Origin of the sequence: Gemmiger sp. An194, assembly GCF_002160145.1 — a bacterium.
Taxonomy (GTDB): domain Bacteria; phylum Bacillota; class Clostridia; order Oscillospirales; family Ruminococcaceae; genus Allofournierella.
The window spans coordinates 111,295-124,466 of the sequence record NZ_NFKA01000008.1; the positions used below are offsets into that span (position 1 = coordinate 111,295).

Consider the following 13,172-nt stretch of genomic DNA (forward strand, 5'->3'; position numbering starts at 1 on the left):
AGGAAATATCCCGTGATCAAATTGCTTGCTGTGGATATGGACGGCACCTGCCTGGACAGCCGCAGCCGTATGAGCGCCGAAAATCTGGCGGCCCTGCGTCGGGCTGCGGAGGCGGGCATTCTGGTGGTGCCCACCACCGGGCGCAGCCTTTCCTGCCTGCCTCACCGGCTGCGCGGCGAGAAATTCTTCCGCTATGTGATTTCCTCCAATGGGGCGCAGGTCACCGATCTGTACACGGGCGAAAGTCTGTTTCAGGCGCTTATCCCGAAGCAGCGGGCCATGCGCTTGGTTCAGCTGGCCCAGAGCCTGCCGGTGAGCATCACCGCCCATGTGGAGCAGGAATATCTGGTGCGTGGCCGCGCCTTCTGGCTGCTGGGGCGGCTGGCCTTTGGTCCGGATGCCGCCGCAAGCCTGTGCGTAAACAACATGAACCGGCAGTTGCGGCTGCGTTCCAGCGATGTGGAGGAGCTGCAGTTCTACTTCTTCACCAAACGCACCGGCCAAAGGCTGCGCTGCATGATGGAGCGTTATGCGCCGGACTGCCGCTGGGCTTTTACTGACCAGTATGTGGAGGTGTTCTCCCGCAATGCCTCCAAGGGCGCTGCGCTGTCTGCACTGGCTGCCCGGCTGAACATTCCAAAGGAGCAGATCGCCTGCATCGGTGACGGCGAGAACGATCTGCCCATGTTCGAGGCGGCAGGGCTGCGTATTGCCATGGGCAACGCAGTGGAGCCGCTCAAGGCACAGGCCAGCCAGGTGAGCCGGACCAACCGGCACAGCGGGGTAGCCTATGCCATTGATAGATGGATCTTGCAGGAAAAATGAATCAGAGCCGGGCTCTCAGCCGCATATAAGCGGTCTGGGGCCCGGCCCTTTTGCAAAAGGAGGAAACCAATCAAAAATATGTGGGGCGCACCCTACTCATGGCCAGATACTGTCGCAGAACGGTGGTGCATACCTCGTTCTGGGCCTTGAGCCACTGCATTTTTTTGCGCTGCTGGTCCTGCAGCTCCCGCTGGTAGTTTTTCCAGTAGGTGCAAGTTTTGTGGCAGCCCTCGGCATAGTGAGGGCAGGAGGAACGGCAGGGAATCATAACGATGCAACTCCTTTCAGGGCAACGCAGCCGCCCATAAGGCGTGCTGCCTTTGTGAACCTGGCTTCAGTGTACCAGACCGGGCGGCCGGGGCGATAGCCTGCTTTTGTAAAATCTGTGCGCGCTTTTGATAAAATGGTATGCACCGGGGCAGCGAAACAGTAGTGCGACTTATGCCCGGCAGACTGTACAAGCCCGTGAAACTTTTGTATACTGGAACAGGAAAAAACTACAGCGATACCGCACAATTCCAGGTGGCGGAGCGCGCCGGAAAATTTTGGCGCGATACGCCGCCTGAGCCGAGAGGCGTGAATTATGCGGTATTGCCATAAGAAAAGGATGGCGAAACTCTGATGGATTATTATAAAAAAGCGCTGGAAATGCACGAGGAGCACAAAGGCAAGATCGAAGTGGTGAGCAAGGTCCCGGTGAAGACCCGTGAGGACCTGTCCACCGCCTATACCCCCGGCGTGGCCGAGCCCTGCCGCGAGATCGCCAAGGACCCCACGGCGGCCTACACCTACACCGCCAAGGGCAACCTGGTGGCAGTGGTGAGCAACGGAACGGCGGTGCTGGGCCTGGGCAACATCGGTGCGGCAGCTTCCCAGCCGGTGATGGAGGGCAAGGCCATCCTGTTCAAGGAATTTGGCGGTGTGGATGCTTTCCCCATCTGCCTGGACACCGAGGACCCGGAGAAGGTCATCGAGGCGGTACGCCTGATGGCTCCGGTCTTCGGCGGTATCAATCTGGAGGATATCTCCTCCCCCAACTGCTTCTACATTGAAGAAGTTCTGGAAAAGGAGCTGGACATCCCCGTCTTCCACGATGACCAGCACGGCACCGCCATCGTGGTCACCGCCGCGCTGCTGGGCGCACTGCGGGTGGTGAAAAAGGACATCGGCTCCATCAAGGTTGTGGTGAACGGCCCCGGCGCCGCGGGCACTGCCATCATCAAGATGCTGCTGGCCGCCGGTGTGAAAAACGTGATTGCCTGCGATGAGAACGGCATCCTGTACAAGGACCGTGGCGTGGGCATTCAGGACCACAAGAAGATGCTCTGCGAGATCACCAACAAGGAGGATCTGCGGGGCGATTTGTCGGATGCGATCCAGGGCGCGGATGTGTTCATCGGTGTGTCGGTGGCGGGCGCTCTGAAGCCGGAAATGGCAAAGACCATGGCCAAGGACGCCATCGTGTTCGCCATGGCCAATCCCACCCCGGAAATTCTGCCGGGCGAGGCCAAGGCCGCCGGCGTGCGGGTCATCGGCACCGGCCGCAGCGACTTCGCCAACCAGATCAACAACGTGCTGGCCTTCCCCGGCGTGTTCAAGGGCGCGCTGAGCGTGCGCGCACGTGACATCAACACCGCCATGAAGGTGGCCGCGGCCCATGCTATTGCCGACCTGGTGAGCGACGAGGAGCGTAATGAGGACTACATCATCCCCGGTGCATTCGATCCCCGTGTGGCCCAGGCCGTGGCGGATGCGGTGGCCAAAGCCGCCCGGGAAACGGGGGTGGCCCGGCTGTGAGAGAGATCAGCGCCCAGGCCATCACCGAAACGGTGGCCCGCCTCTGCATCGAGGCCAACAGCCGCCTTTCTCCGGATATGGAAAACGCGGTGCGTTCCGCCTTTGAGCGGGAGCAATGGCCCATCGCCAAAACCACCTTGAAGACCCTGTGCGACAATCTGGACGCTGCCCGGGAGACCGGCCTGCCCATCTGCCAGGATACCGGCATGGCCTGCGTGTTCTGCGAGATCGGCCAGGAGGTGCACATTGACGGGGATTTTGAAGCTGCCATTCATGCGGGCGTGGCCAAGGGCTACACCGAGGGCTTTCTGCGCAAATCCGTGGTGAAGGACCCCATCCGCCGCGGCAACACCGGCGACAATACCCCGGCGGTCATCCATACCCGCCTGGTGCCCGGCGACAAGCTGAAGATCACCGTGGCCCCCAAGGGCTTCGGCAGCGAGAACATGAGCCGTCTGGGGATGCTCAAGCCCTCGGACGGGGAGCAGGGCGTGAAGGACTTCGTGCTGGAAACCGTAAAGCTGGCGGGACCCAATCCCTGCCCGCCCATCGTGGTGGGCGTGGGCGTGGGCGGCACCTTTGAAAAGGCCGCCATGCTGGCCAAGCAGGCCCTGCTGCGCCCGGTGGGCAGCCATCATCCCGACCCCTACTATGCGGATATGGAGCAGGAGCTGCTGGAAAAGATCAATCAGCTGGGCATCGGCCCCCAGGGCTTCGGCGGCGAGACCACCGCACTGGGCGTGCAGATCGAAACCTACCCCACCCACATTGCGGGTATGCCGGTGGCGGTGAACATCAACTGCCACGTGACCCGGCACAAGGAGGCGGTACTGTAATGGAATACAAGCTCACAACGCCGCTCACCGAAGAGGTGACCCGCAAGCTGCGGGCAGGGGACACGGTGCTGCTGTCCGGCGTGATCTACACTGCCCGGGATGCGGCTCACAAGCGGCTGTGCGAATGTCTGGACCGGGGCGAGGAGCTGCCCATCGACGTGAAGGACGCAGCCATCTATTACGCGGGCCCCACCCCCGCCCGGCCGGGTCAGGCCATTGGTGCCTGCGGTCCCACCACCAGCTACCGGATGGATGCCTACGCTCCCCGGCTGCTGCATCTGGGACTGAAGGCCATGATCGGCAAGGGCAAGCGCAGCGACCAGGTGGTGGATGCCATGAAGGAGACCGGCGCCGTTTACCTGGCCGCCATTGGCGGTGCGGGTGCGCTCATGGCCTCCCGGGTGAAAACCGCCCAGCTGGTCTGCTATGAGGATCTGGGCAGCGAAGCCATCCGCCGCCTGGAGGTGGAGGAGATGCCCCTTACGGTGGTGATCGATTCTCTGGGCAATAACCTGTACCAGACCGGCCCGCAGGAATACCGTGCCGCCATGGAACAGCGATAAAATTTCAAAAGCATGAAAAGCCTGCTCCGGCTTGAACCGGGGCAGGCTTTTGTATGCGCAAAAATGGGACCATGGGATTCTTTTTGTTTTCAGAACAAGAAAAAGACGGTGAAGGCTGCTCCTCGATGCGGCTTCATGGTATAATAACCCAAAAGGGAAAATATACGCCGCCCGGTGCGGCGAAAGGGGAACGACATGCAACCGATTCAATCCAACCGCCTGCAGCTCAACCGGATGCCACAGAAGTCGGATGTATTTCTTGCGGCAGCGCTGGGACTGGCGGCTTTTTTTCTGTGGAATCATCCGGATATCATCGAAACCGCCCAGCATACCCGCATCCTGCTGGATGATGTGTTCAGCGGGCGATTTTTCGCGTTTTATCAGGACACCATGGATGCCAGGGCCACCCTGGGGTATGCGAATGCTGCCCACTATCACATCTGGTTTTATCTGCTTTGCGGGCTTTGGGACCTGCCGCTTTACCTGATAGGTAAACTGATTCCGGTGGGAGAACTGGCCTTCACGCTTTGGACCAAAGCACTGGGAGCAACTGCCTTTGTGGCCTGCGGTTTTGTGCTGCGGCGGCTGGCAGAAAAGCTGGGAGCAGGCCGGGAACAGATCGCCTGGACACCCTGGTTCTTCTGGCTCTGCCCGGTGGGCTTTTTCTCGGCGCTCTGCATGGGCCAGTACGACAGCCTGTGCTTGCTGTTTTTGCTGCTGGGGCTGCTCTTTTATCTGGATGGCCGGATGCTGCCCTTTGTGCTTACCATGGGCACGGCACTGGTGTTCAAGATGTTCGCCATCTTTATCCTGATCCCGCTGCTGCTGTTGCGGGAAAAGCGAATCCTGCGGATCGCAGGCTGGCTGGTTCTGAGCCTGTGGCTCTATCTGCCCGGCAGCCTGCTGTTTGCGGGGCGCAATGGCGACGCCGGATTTTTCAACAGCCTGATTGCCCAGCGGCTGTTTGCCACGGTACTGCCCACGGTGGGGCAGCCTTCGCTGCTGCTGGTGTTGCTGGCGGGGCTGTATCTGCTGTGCTGGCTGTGGCAGCCGGGCAGCGAGGGGTCCTTGGCGCAAAAGGCGGTATATGTCTGCCTGACGGTGTTCAGCCTATTGTTTTTGCTGGTGCAGTGGCACCCGCAATGGATCATTCTGCTGTCGCCCTTTTTGCTGCTTACCACCTGGCAAACAAAAAAACAGATGCCCTGGCTGCTGCTTTCCGGCATCTGCTTTGCGGGTTATTTTTTGCTGACGGCTTATTCCTTTGCCGGCCAGATCGAGGGAAATCTGCTGGATTTCGGCCTGCTGGGCCAACTTACCGGGCTGCGGATATCCGGCAGTGAGCAGCTGCGCATCAACACCATTTATTTTGATCTGGTGCCCTATCTGTCCCAGCTGGCACCGGTTGCCTTTGCGGCTCCGCTGCTGGCCGGGCTTGTGGGCAAACTGCCCCTGCGCGGCAGCTGCCTGGCCGACCGTCTGGACCACCGACCCGTGAATCCACAGCCTCTGTGGCTGTGGGCCTATGGAACTTTCGCGGTGTGCTGGGGTTGCGTGTGGCTGGTACCAAGCCTGTTCGGGTGGTGTAAAACCTTGGGGATTTTGTAAGAGAACCGCTTCCATGGCGAAAATTTGAAAAAAGGCAGCTGCGTTTGCATGCGTCACGCGCAAAAGCAGCTGCCTTTTTTATTGGGGAAATTCAGTTGCATCGTGATCTAAAATCCGTCCATGCGCAGCTGACCGCCCCGCAGGGAGGAAAAGGAAGAATGGATGATCTGATCCTGCAAGCCGGGCCAGCCAATCAGAAGAGGAGAACGGGGGTCGTGCGCGGCACGGTTGGCCGTGATCTGACCGGGTGAAAAATTGGCGTAGCAGTATCGGCAGCCGCCCGGGCAGGTGTTATAGATGCCAATGTCCACACTGGCTGCGCAGCCGCATTCCGGCCGCTGCCTTTTGGCGGGCGTCCAGTGCAGCGGCTGCCCCAGCAGTGATTCGAACAGCGCCCCATCGATGCACCTTCCGTGGGCAATGCCTGCCGCCCCAAGGTCCAGCGCCTCGGCACAGCTCTGCACGCGTATACTGCAGTCGGAGGCGATTTCGGAAAGGCCCCGGGCCAGGCGGGCGGCGGACTGAGGATCAAAGGCGGCGGGAACGAGCGGCCGCATCCGGGCCCGGGTTCCCTGATATTCGTCCAGAAAGCTGATTACGCAGGTATCGGTGTAGCCTTGCAGACGGCGGGCAATCTGCTCAAAGCGGGCCAGATGCCACTTCTCCGTATATTTTGGGGTGAAAAAGATAGGGTCGTACCGCCAGATCACCCGGCGGGGGCCCAGCTTTCGGGCAAGCTGCTGAAAGGCCGGAATGAGGATCGCATCTTTATCTGGCAAAGCGGGTTCTGCCTCCGTTCCGTAACCGGTGAGGGTGAACTGAAACACCGTGAGATGATTTTTCAGCTCGCTTAACCGGGGCAGCATGGGCAGGGGATTCTTTGTCCAGAAAACGATGCCATCCACAACATCCGGATTCAGGGGGATCTGGTGCAGGCGGTGCGGCGCGCGAGGAGAGGGAACAAGCACAAACCCCTCTGCAAGGCGGCGGAAAAACCAGTCCGCATACCAGGCGGGAATATCGGTGCGACGGCTGACGCTCAGCAGCATGGGCCTCTCCTTTCCGGCAAAGAATAGAAAACGGAACATAAAGTTTCCGCGAAAACAGCACAGCTTTATTTTAACACATCCCGATTGTTTTGCATGATTTCCTCTTGACGAAATGCTAAAATTTCGGTATCATATTTATTGTTGCTCAGTCACGATGACTGAGCGATTTGCTGGAGTGGCTCAGTCGGTAGAGCAGCTGATTCGTAATCAGCAGGTCGTCGGTTCAAGTCCGATCTCCAGCTCCAAAACAAAAGCCCCGCAGATAGCGCTGTGAAGCCATCTGCGGGGTTTTTCTATATCATATCCTATTTGCTATATATTTCCAGAAAATACGGAGAAAACCATGATAAACTAACAAATAAGCTAACAAATCCGCGGGTTAGATCAGATCAATCCCCTTGACCAGATCGGCCGGCTGAGTGTGGGTGTACCGGTTCACGGTCATGGAAAAATCGGAATGTCCCAAAATTTGTTTGATAATTTCCGGCCGTACTCCTGCAGCTACCATCTTCGTGGCGGCAGTATGGCGACATGTGTGCGGCGTTGCTCCCTCAATGCTACAGGCTTTCATCAGGCTACGGAAGGTCTTCCGCACGTTGTCGGCATCCTTGGCGGTGCCGGCAGAAGTATGCAGCAGCCAGGGTGTCGTGTTTCCATCCATCCATTTTGCAATGATCGGGATGATCTCCCGGTGGATCGGTATGGTACGGTTTCGACCGGCGTCGGTTTTCTCGCCGCCCACCATGTAGCGGTCGGCCAGATGCACATTCTCCCGTTCCATCTGCAGCAGCTCATTGATCCGCATGCCAGAGTAACACAAAACCAGAGCAATTTCCGCAGTGGGTCCCAGCTTGGGGTCACCCAGCATACCGCGAATGCGCCCGATCTCCTCGTCGGAGAGCACACGGGTCTTGGCCTCGCCCTTGCTGGGCAGCTCCAGAAACTGCGCATAGTTCTTATCGATGATGTCCTGCTTCATGGCGTACTGACAGAGTTTTGAAAAGAGAAGCCGCTGTTTTTCGCACAGGGAACGGCTCAGGCCGCGCTGGACCAAACTGTCGATCACCTGCTGGTAGTCCTCGGTTTTCAGATCGCGGATTCGCCGGGAATGCAGATCCTCCGCTTTGGCGAATGCGTCTTCGTAGCTCTGTCGGCTCTTGTCTCCGATTTTGGCAAATGCGTTGGGACTCCACTGCTCGTATATATCCCGGAGCGTGTAGTTCTTCCGTTCCAGCGGCACCCGATCCGCGTTGAAGCGATCCAGTGCTTCCACGGCTTCACTGCTGCTGGCGTAGGTACCCAAAAGCTTTCCGGCCCCGTTCACGGCAGCCCATGGCCGGCTTCTTGCGCCGGACAGCTTATACACGGACCCGCTGCCTTTGGCCCGGCGTCTGCTGCGCCGCTGGGGCGGAGCGGTCGTCGCTGTCTGACGCTTCCCGCAGAAGAGACAAAAGCCGGATTCATCCGGGATTTCCCGGTGGCATCTTATGCATTTCAAAGTAAGTCCCTCCTTTGGGCGAATTCTGTTTGTTTAAAAATCAAGCGGCCCCTGTCTGGCGATGGGGGCCGCTTTTGCTTTTTATTTCCCCGCCTCAGAAGAATCGGCAGAAGAAATGACCTCGCCGCTATCAGCGTTTACGAAGTCCACGTGGATGTTGTCGGGGGTCTGTCCGGAGAAAATTCCATATAGCCCGCCATACATGTACAGCCCAATTACAGACATGGACTCAGCCAGTCCAAGCTCATCAGCGGATACCGTGACGGTAAAATTAGTAAAATCATCGTTGGCGGAAACATTGGTGATGGTGGGGAAGTCGCCGGATGTGGACATCTCAGCGAGAGTCTCATTAATGGATGCAGAAAGCTCTTCCAGCACTTTTTTGTGTTGGGCTTTGCTCATCACATAGGTGGCGCTTCCGTCTTCATTCAAGGTAATGGAATGGATATCGGACTCCTTCGCCTTAGCGTCCAATTCTTCCTGGGTGGTTTCCCCAACAAAATCAGCAGGGACAGTGATCTCCACATCGAACAGATTTTTATCCACTTCGATATCGCCCAAAGAATCCAGATCTGAAAGAGTAGTATCCGAAGCAGAGGCATCGCTGGACGCAGAGGCATCGCTGGATGCAGAGGCAGCGCTGGCCGCAACAGAGCTGCTGGATGGTACGGACGATGATGCCGGGGCCGCAGTTCCGCAGGCCACCAAAGAGGCACAAAGCAGTACCGAAACCACTGACGCAAGAGTTCTTTTCATATGGTTTTCCTCCTAAAGTAAGCTGTATTGCAAATCCGCAAGCGGACTTAGCCGAAATCATCATTTCCATGCGTCGGAAAATATCGGTAAACTAATCGACTTTTTCCTGTGGGAAATTCTCGATAAACAATCGGCTTTTTCCCTGTGGGAAAAATTACTTACCCCCTACGGGGGTAATAGGTGAATTTCCCTTCGGTCAAGTCAATGGGGGTAGAAAAGGGGGCGCTGAGATTCGCCCCCCTTTCCTACACCCCGCCATTGACAAAGGGGGACGAGTAAATAACGGACGATTATGAAACCGATAACGGAAAATCGTCGTCATCACTCGGATAGCAAAAAGGGAAGTCTTCCTCTTGATTGTCTGCGATCTGAATAAGCTGACGGGAATTTGTCCTCCGCATTTCTTCCTGGAGTTCTTCTTGCCAAGGTCGCAGAAGTTGCGCTTCCTGAAATGAGGTGGGAGCGCCGCAAAATGGGCAGTATCTTGCATTCCCAGGCAGATGGACTTTTCGACTTTCAGAACAGGGACCGGATCTTTGGGGTGTATACGAGTCATCATATTCACCCAAACAGGTGTTTTCGGTCGGAGCATTGCAGATAACGCAATGCCCGCCGGCAGGGAACGGTTCCTCGTTGCCACAGCGAGGGCATACAATAACACGTCCGTTTTCGTCCATTTCGATTTTTGAGTATTTCATGTAACCAGCTCCATATTTTGGGGAATTAAAAGCGGTCGAGGGGTGACGCATCGTTTTGCCACATACATGGCAAAACGCCTGCGAAGGAGAAATAACGGCAGCACAATGAACGCAGTAATGTTTTTTGTGCAGTACCTCGATTTGCCGTTTCTTCTGTTCAGTTGCAGAAAGCAGGGGAATCTGTTCGCAAGGAGTACCTGCCAGATAGCAGGCGATTTCATAGTTTAAATTGTCGATACGGAATGCGATCACGCCAGGCAGTACACCAAATTCATCGGCCAGTTCGTCCACTACTTTGGATTCGCGATCGAACCGGTGTTTGCGGCATAATTCCACGTAGCGCGGAATGAAAAACCTGTATGGAACGAGCAGTTCCGCAGCACCTTCATTGGCCTGCCATTCCTCAAAACTGTTTTGGGTATTCCGGACACTTTCGTAGCATTGAAAGGTTTTTTTCGGATTGTTGCGATGCAGGGTAAGATGAATCAGTTCATGGGCGCAGTTGAAATTATTTTCTTTAGCACTGCTTGACTCTTTCAAAAGGATAATGTCCTGTTCAGAGGAATTGTGTCCCATAAAGGCCATGCCACGCAAACCAGGAGTTTTCATGGGCATGGGACCAACCCATATGCCGTTGGTACGGCAAAGACGGATAGATTCTATCGGATAATGTTGGATATGCAGGCGGTTGCGCAATAAACTGATTTGATGATACAATTCAGCCTTTGTCATTTACTCGCCTCGATTCCGCTTCTTTTCCTGTTCACGGATGCGCCTGACCAGGTTAAGCGCATATTCTATATCAGCGGGATCGAGTCCCTCATCCTGAGCTGTTTTTGCAAAACTGAGATATACACCACTCAGCTCGCTGCCCTGTGGGGCAGCGGGCTTTTTTTTGTATCCATCCAAACTGTTGATCTCATCGGCGATCCGCTGATTGTCCAGATAAAAGCAGGGATCGTTCACGTTGCCCAACAGATAGTCAACAGAAACGTTGAAGTGTGAAGCTATTTTTGACAGCTTGTCAGCAGAAAGGCTTTTGATACGTCCGGCTTTGTAATCAGATAGAGCGGAACGTGGTACCCCGGCTAATTTGCACATGGTCGTGATGTTTTCGCCAGCTTCTTTGCAGAGGTTTTCGATGCGATTGTATAGTTCGTCCAAAATTAGGCCTCCAAAACTGGGCACAATGCCGGAATTACTGAATCTAGTAGAAATTCGATTGACTTTTGCTAGATTCAGTAATATACTTGGCACAGGCCGACGGATTTTAGTAATTTCTGTTTGCAATCAAAGTATATTACTATTTTCCGTAATAGTCAATACAGGAAGAAAGGAGAACGGATAGAGTGGCAAAAGTTTGTGATTTCGGCAAAGAAATCAAGAAGCGTCTTGTGGATCTTGACCAGTCACAGGAGTGGCTAATCGCAGAAGTGGCAAAAGATACCGGAAAATACTTCGACAGTGGGTATTTGCATCGAATCTTACGCGGAGAAATCGCTACACCTGGAATTGTAGCAAGCATCTGTAAGATTCTCGAATTGAGTGATGACCGCAAATAAAGAAGTCGGAAAGGAGCACACATGAACAATTTACAGATTATCAGTGGCGTAAAGTGCTACGAAGAGAACGGCACCGCATACCTGCGGCTGGAGGACGTGGCTCGGGGGCTTGGGTTTACCACAACCCAGAACATTCAAGGGACCGAGTATACCAACATTCGCTGGAAGCGGGTGGACGAATATTTAGAAGAACTCGGTTTTGCCACTTGTGGCAAAAGACCTGACTACATCCCCGAGAACATCTTCTACCGTCTGGCCATGAAGGCCAAGAACGAGACCGCTGAGAAGTTCCAGGCACTGGTGGCTGATGAGATCATCCCCAGCATCCGTCGCACTGGCGGCTACATCGCAGGCCAGAAAGAGCTTTCCCCGGATGAGCTGATGGCGAAGGCGTTGATGGTGGCCCAAAAGACCTTGGCTGATCGGGAGGCGCAGATTTCCAGTTTGACCGTTCAGAACCAGATCATGACCCCCAAGGCTGACTATTTCGATGAGATCGTAGACCGAAATCTGCTGACCAACTTCCGGGAGACCGCAAAACAGCTCGGCATTGGTGAGAAATCGTTTATCGCATTTCTTCTGGAAAAGAGGTACGTCTACCGGGATAAGCGCGGCAAACTGATGCCTTATGCGGAAAAAAACACCGGCCTTTTCGAGATGAAGGAGTGTTTTAACGAAAAGACCCAGTGGGCAGGCACCCAGACACTCATCACCCCCAAGGGACGGGAGACTTTCCGGTTGCTGTGCAAAGGAATAGTGCAATAAAAAAGCCCGCACAAGGCGGGCCGAAAGAAAGTGATAAAGAAAAAGAACGAATGGGACTTTGAACGTGTAATTATGCCGCTCAGGATTTGATCAATGGATGAGCTCAATGAGATCAGCGGCGGTTTTTCCCGCGGATAAGAGTTTACACACGGTATCCAAAACGCTGATTGCAGTTATTTTCCGGCGCTTTAAAGGCGATTTTAAAATGTTCAGCAGTTCGTATCCAGCACTTGAGATTCTGGCGATACGCTGATGCTTTACAGGTCCATTCAGTATTTGTGCTCTCGTCCGTTGTGCGGGTGGAATGGAAAGCTCGAGTAATCGTTTGTCCAGTAAATATCGATAGGCAATCAGTTTTTCCGACTCGCTGTAAGAAGAGAGAGTTTCAGCGTCCAGAACGTATTCCGGTTTGATCGGTCTTCTCGGGCATGGATCGTCTGCAAATTCATCTTCAAAAGCCTGCAGAACATCAAAAACGCAATCCATCTTCAAAGAGGTATCAGGCATATAAAACGACTCCTTTCCATTCATTCTAGCATACGGGATAAGATCAAGACAAGAACCTCTGGGCTTTGAACAGAAGGTTACGAAAGTTCAGTAAGAGGTGATCCCAATGACAGACTGGCCGACCATGACGCTGCACGACTGCTGCGAGGCCCTGAGGGCCAATCAAATCGCATCCAGCGAGGATATTCTGGGGCAGATGATCCTGGAAGAAAAGCTGCCCTTCGCGGTGGGCACTCGCATGGACGGGTCCAGCCGGGCAACGTTTCTGATTTTCCGGCCGGCGTTTTACCGCTGGCTGGATGGGATGCTGGACACGGACGCGATCCGAATCTGAAGGAGAAACAAATGGAATGCAAAAAAGAAAGCGCCCGGCTGTTGCAGCAGCCGGACGCCGGAACCCCATTGTGGGGTGCCCCTATGAGAAGCACCCCCATTGTAACATTTTTTCGCCAGGGTTTAAAGACCCTGACGGGCTGCATCCAGGTGACCGCCTTTTTCGCGGCGGTGTGGCTTGGATGCGGCGGTATGGAATGGCTCTACCACAAAGCCCCCGCGCTGACGGTCTTTGCGCTGTTTGCGGCGCTGGCGGCACTGGTGAGCCGTGAACTGATTCATCGGTGGAGGAGTAAGTGATGGGATTGACAAACGAGCAGAAGGGCGAGATCCGCGCGGCCTACCGTGACGCGGCGAACCCCAAAAAGCAGATCA

The 13,172-nt window shown here is 55.3% G+C and carries 16 protein-coding genes and 1 tRNA gene; 10 read left to right on the forward strand and 7 right to left on the reverse strand.

The genetic code is table 11. The annotated features are described in order from the left end of the window. The first annotated feature begins 12 nt into the window (after nucleotides 1–12). Nucleotides 13–825, forward strand: a complete 813-nt coding sequence (locus B5F28_RS07175; RefSeq protein WP_087294742.1) for an HAD family hydrolase — start codon at nucleotides 13–15, stop codon at nucleotides 823–825. A 70-nt stretch (nucleotides 826–895) separates the two neighbouring features. Here the strand turns inward: B5F28_RS07175 and B5F28_RS07180 are convergent, their stop codons facing one another. Continuing rightward, entirely contained in the window at nucleotides 896–1,093 is a 198-nt protein-coding gene (locus B5F28_RS07180) for a hypothetical protein (protein ID WP_087294744.1), read from the reverse strand. Between the two features lie 353 nt (nucleotides 1,094–1,446). On the opposite strand from B5F28_RS07180, the gene B5F28_RS07185 reads away from it, so the two are divergent. The 4 genes from B5F28_RS07185 (at nucleotide 1,447) to B5F28_RS07200 (ending at nucleotide 5,629) form a co-directional block, all read left to right on the forward strand. Next, nucleotides 1,447–2,622: an NAD(P)-dependent malic enzyme gene (locus B5F28_RS07185; protein ID WP_087294746.1), complete on the forward strand. Its 1,176-nt coding sequence runs from the start codon at nucleotides 1,447–1,449 to the stop codon at nucleotides 2,620–2,622. After that, a complete protein-coding gene (locus tag B5F28_RS07190) occupies nucleotides 2,619–3,458 on the forward strand; it encodes a fumarate hydratase (protein WP_087294748.1) in 840 nt (279 codons plus the stop codon). The genes B5F28_RS07185 and B5F28_RS07190 overlap by 4 nt, the downstream gene beginning before the upstream one ends. After that, on the forward strand, nucleotides 3,458–4,021 hold the full coding sequence (locus tag B5F28_RS07195) for a Fe-S-containing hydro-lyase (protein ID WP_087294750.1): 564 nt from the start codon (nucleotides 3,458–3,460) through the stop codon (nucleotides 4,019–4,021). The genes B5F28_RS07190 and B5F28_RS07195 overlap by 1 nt, the downstream gene beginning before the upstream one ends. A gap of 195 nt (nucleotides 4,022–4,216) precedes the next feature. Further along, a complete protein-coding gene (locus B5F28_RS07200) occupies nucleotides 4,217–5,629 on the forward strand; it encodes a hypothetical protein (protein WP_087294752.1) in 1,413 nt (470 codons plus the stop codon). A 107-nt stretch (nucleotides 5,630–5,736) separates the two neighbouring features. Here B5F28_RS07200 and B5F28_RS07205 read toward each other — a convergent pair whose 3' ends face one another. Beyond that, complete coding sequence (locus B5F28_RS07205; protein WP_158097545.1) at nucleotides 5,737–6,678, reverse strand: DUF1848 domain-containing protein; 942 nt, start codon at nucleotides 6,676–6,678, stop codon at nucleotides 5,737–5,739. 169 nt (nucleotides 6,679–6,847) lie between these two features. Between B5F28_RS07205 and B5F28_RS07210 the strand changes: the two genes are divergently transcribed. Continuing rightward, nucleotides 6,848–6,923: transfer RNA gene (locus B5F28_RS07210), tRNA-Thr, on the forward strand. 134 nt (nucleotides 6,924–7,057) lie between these two features. On the opposite strand, the gene B5F28_RS07215 is transcribed toward B5F28_RS07210, so the two are convergent. From B5F28_RS07215 to B5F28_RS07230, 4 genes are all read right to left on the reverse strand, one after another. Continuing rightward, nucleotides 7,058–8,044, reverse strand: coding sequence for a tyrosine-type recombinase/integrase (locus B5F28_RS07215; protein WP_087294756.1), 987 nt, complete (start codon nucleotides 8,042–8,044; stop codon nucleotides 7,058–7,060). Nucleotides 8,045–8,257: 213 nt separating this feature from the next. After that, on the reverse strand, nucleotides 8,258–8,932 hold the full coding sequence (locus B5F28_RS07220; protein ID WP_087294758.1) for a hypothetical protein: 675 nt from the start codon (nucleotides 8,930–8,932) through the stop codon (nucleotides 8,258–8,260). Between the two features lie 290 nt (nucleotides 8,933–9,222). After that, complete coding sequence (locus B5F28_RS07225; protein WP_087294760.1) at nucleotides 9,223–10,362, reverse strand: ImmA/IrrE family metallo-endopeptidase; 1,140 nt, start codon at nucleotides 10,360–10,362, stop codon at nucleotides 9,223–9,225. Continuing rightward, on the reverse strand, nucleotides 10,363–10,794 hold the full coding sequence (locus B5F28_RS07230; protein WP_087294762.1) for a helix-turn-helix domain-containing protein: 432 nt from the start codon (nucleotides 10,792–10,794) through the stop codon (nucleotides 10,363–10,365). A 185-nt stretch (nucleotides 10,795–10,979) separates the two neighbouring features. Here B5F28_RS07230 and B5F28_RS07235 point away from each other — a divergent pair, with 185 nt between their 5' ends. Beyond that, nucleotides 10,980–11,192: an XRE family transcriptional regulator gene (locus tag B5F28_RS07235; RefSeq protein WP_247643429.1), complete on the forward strand. Its 213-nt coding sequence runs from the start codon at nucleotides 10,980–10,982 to the stop codon at nucleotides 11,190–11,192. Nucleotides 11,193–11,213: 21 nt separating this feature from the next. Beyond that, complete coding sequence (locus tag B5F28_RS07240; protein WP_087294766.1) at nucleotides 11,214–11,957, forward strand: phage antirepressor KilAC domain-containing protein; 744 nt, start codon at nucleotides 11,214–11,216, stop codon at nucleotides 11,955–11,957. Between the two features lie 90 nt (nucleotides 11,958–12,047). On the opposite strand, the gene B5F28_RS07245 is transcribed toward B5F28_RS07240, so the two are convergent. Further along, a complete protein-coding gene (locus B5F28_RS07245) occupies nucleotides 12,048–12,464 on the reverse strand; it encodes a hypothetical protein (RefSeq protein WP_087294768.1) in 417 nt (138 codons plus the stop codon). 106 nt (nucleotides 12,465–12,570) lie between these two features. Here B5F28_RS07245 and B5F28_RS07250 point away from each other — a divergent pair, with 106 nt between their 5' ends. Then, nucleotides 12,571–12,798, forward strand: coding sequence for a hypothetical protein (locus B5F28_RS07250; RefSeq protein WP_087294770.1), 228 nt, complete (start codon nucleotides 12,571–12,573; stop codon nucleotides 12,796–12,798). A gap of 11 nt (nucleotides 12,799–12,809) precedes the next feature. Continuing rightward, nucleotides 12,810–13,097: a hypothetical protein gene (locus B5F28_RS07255; protein WP_087294772.1), complete on the forward strand. Its 288-nt coding sequence runs from the start codon at nucleotides 12,810–12,812 to the stop codon at nucleotides 13,095–13,097. Nucleotides 13,098–13,172 lie beyond the last annotated feature (75 nt).

Bases quoted from the DNA above. Each gene is read 5' to 3' on its own strand.
- B5F28_RS07200 (WP_087294752.1), top strand. From the start codon at position 4,217: ATGCAACCGATTCAATCCAACCGCCTGCAGCTCAACCGGATGCCACAG.
- B5F28_RS07185 (WP_087294746.1), top strand. From the start codon at position 1,447: ATGGATTATTATAAAAAAGCGCTGGAAATGCACGAGGAGCACAAAGGC.
- B5F28_RS07240 (WP_087294766.1), top strand. From the start codon at position 11,214: ATGAACAATTTACAGATTATCAGTGGCGTAAAGTGCTACGAAGAGAAC.
- B5F28_RS07205 (WP_158097545.1), bottom strand. From the start codon at position 6,678: ATGCTGCTGAGCGTCAGCCGTCGCACCGATATTCCCGCCTGGTATGCG.
- B5F28_RS07255 (WP_087294772.1), top strand. From the start codon at position 12,810: ATGGAATGCAAAAAAGAAAGCGCCCGGCTGTTGCAGCAGCCGGACGCC.
- B5F28_RS07245 (WP_087294768.1), bottom strand. From the start codon at position 12,464: ATGCCTGATACCTCTTTGAAGATGGATTGCGTTTTTGATGTTCTGCAG.
- B5F28_RS07180 (WP_087294744.1), bottom strand. From the start codon at position 1,093: ATGATTCCCTGCCGTTCCTCCTGCCCTCACTATGCCGAGGGCTGCCAC.
- B5F28_RS07250 (WP_087294770.1), top strand. From the start codon at position 12,571: ATGACAGACTGGCCGACCATGACGCTGCACGACTGCTGCGAGGCCCTG.
- B5F28_RS07225 (WP_087294760.1), bottom strand. From the start codon at position 10,362: ATGACAAAGGCTGAATTGTATCATCAAATCAGTTTATTGCGCAACCGC.
- B5F28_RS07220 (WP_087294758.1), bottom strand. From the start codon at position 8,932: ATGAAAAGAACTCTTGCGTCAGTGGTTTCGGTACTGCTTTGTGCCTCT.
- B5F28_RS07195 (WP_087294750.1), top strand. From the start codon at position 3,458: ATGGAATACAAGCTCACAACGCCGCTCACCGAAGAGGTGACCCGCAAG.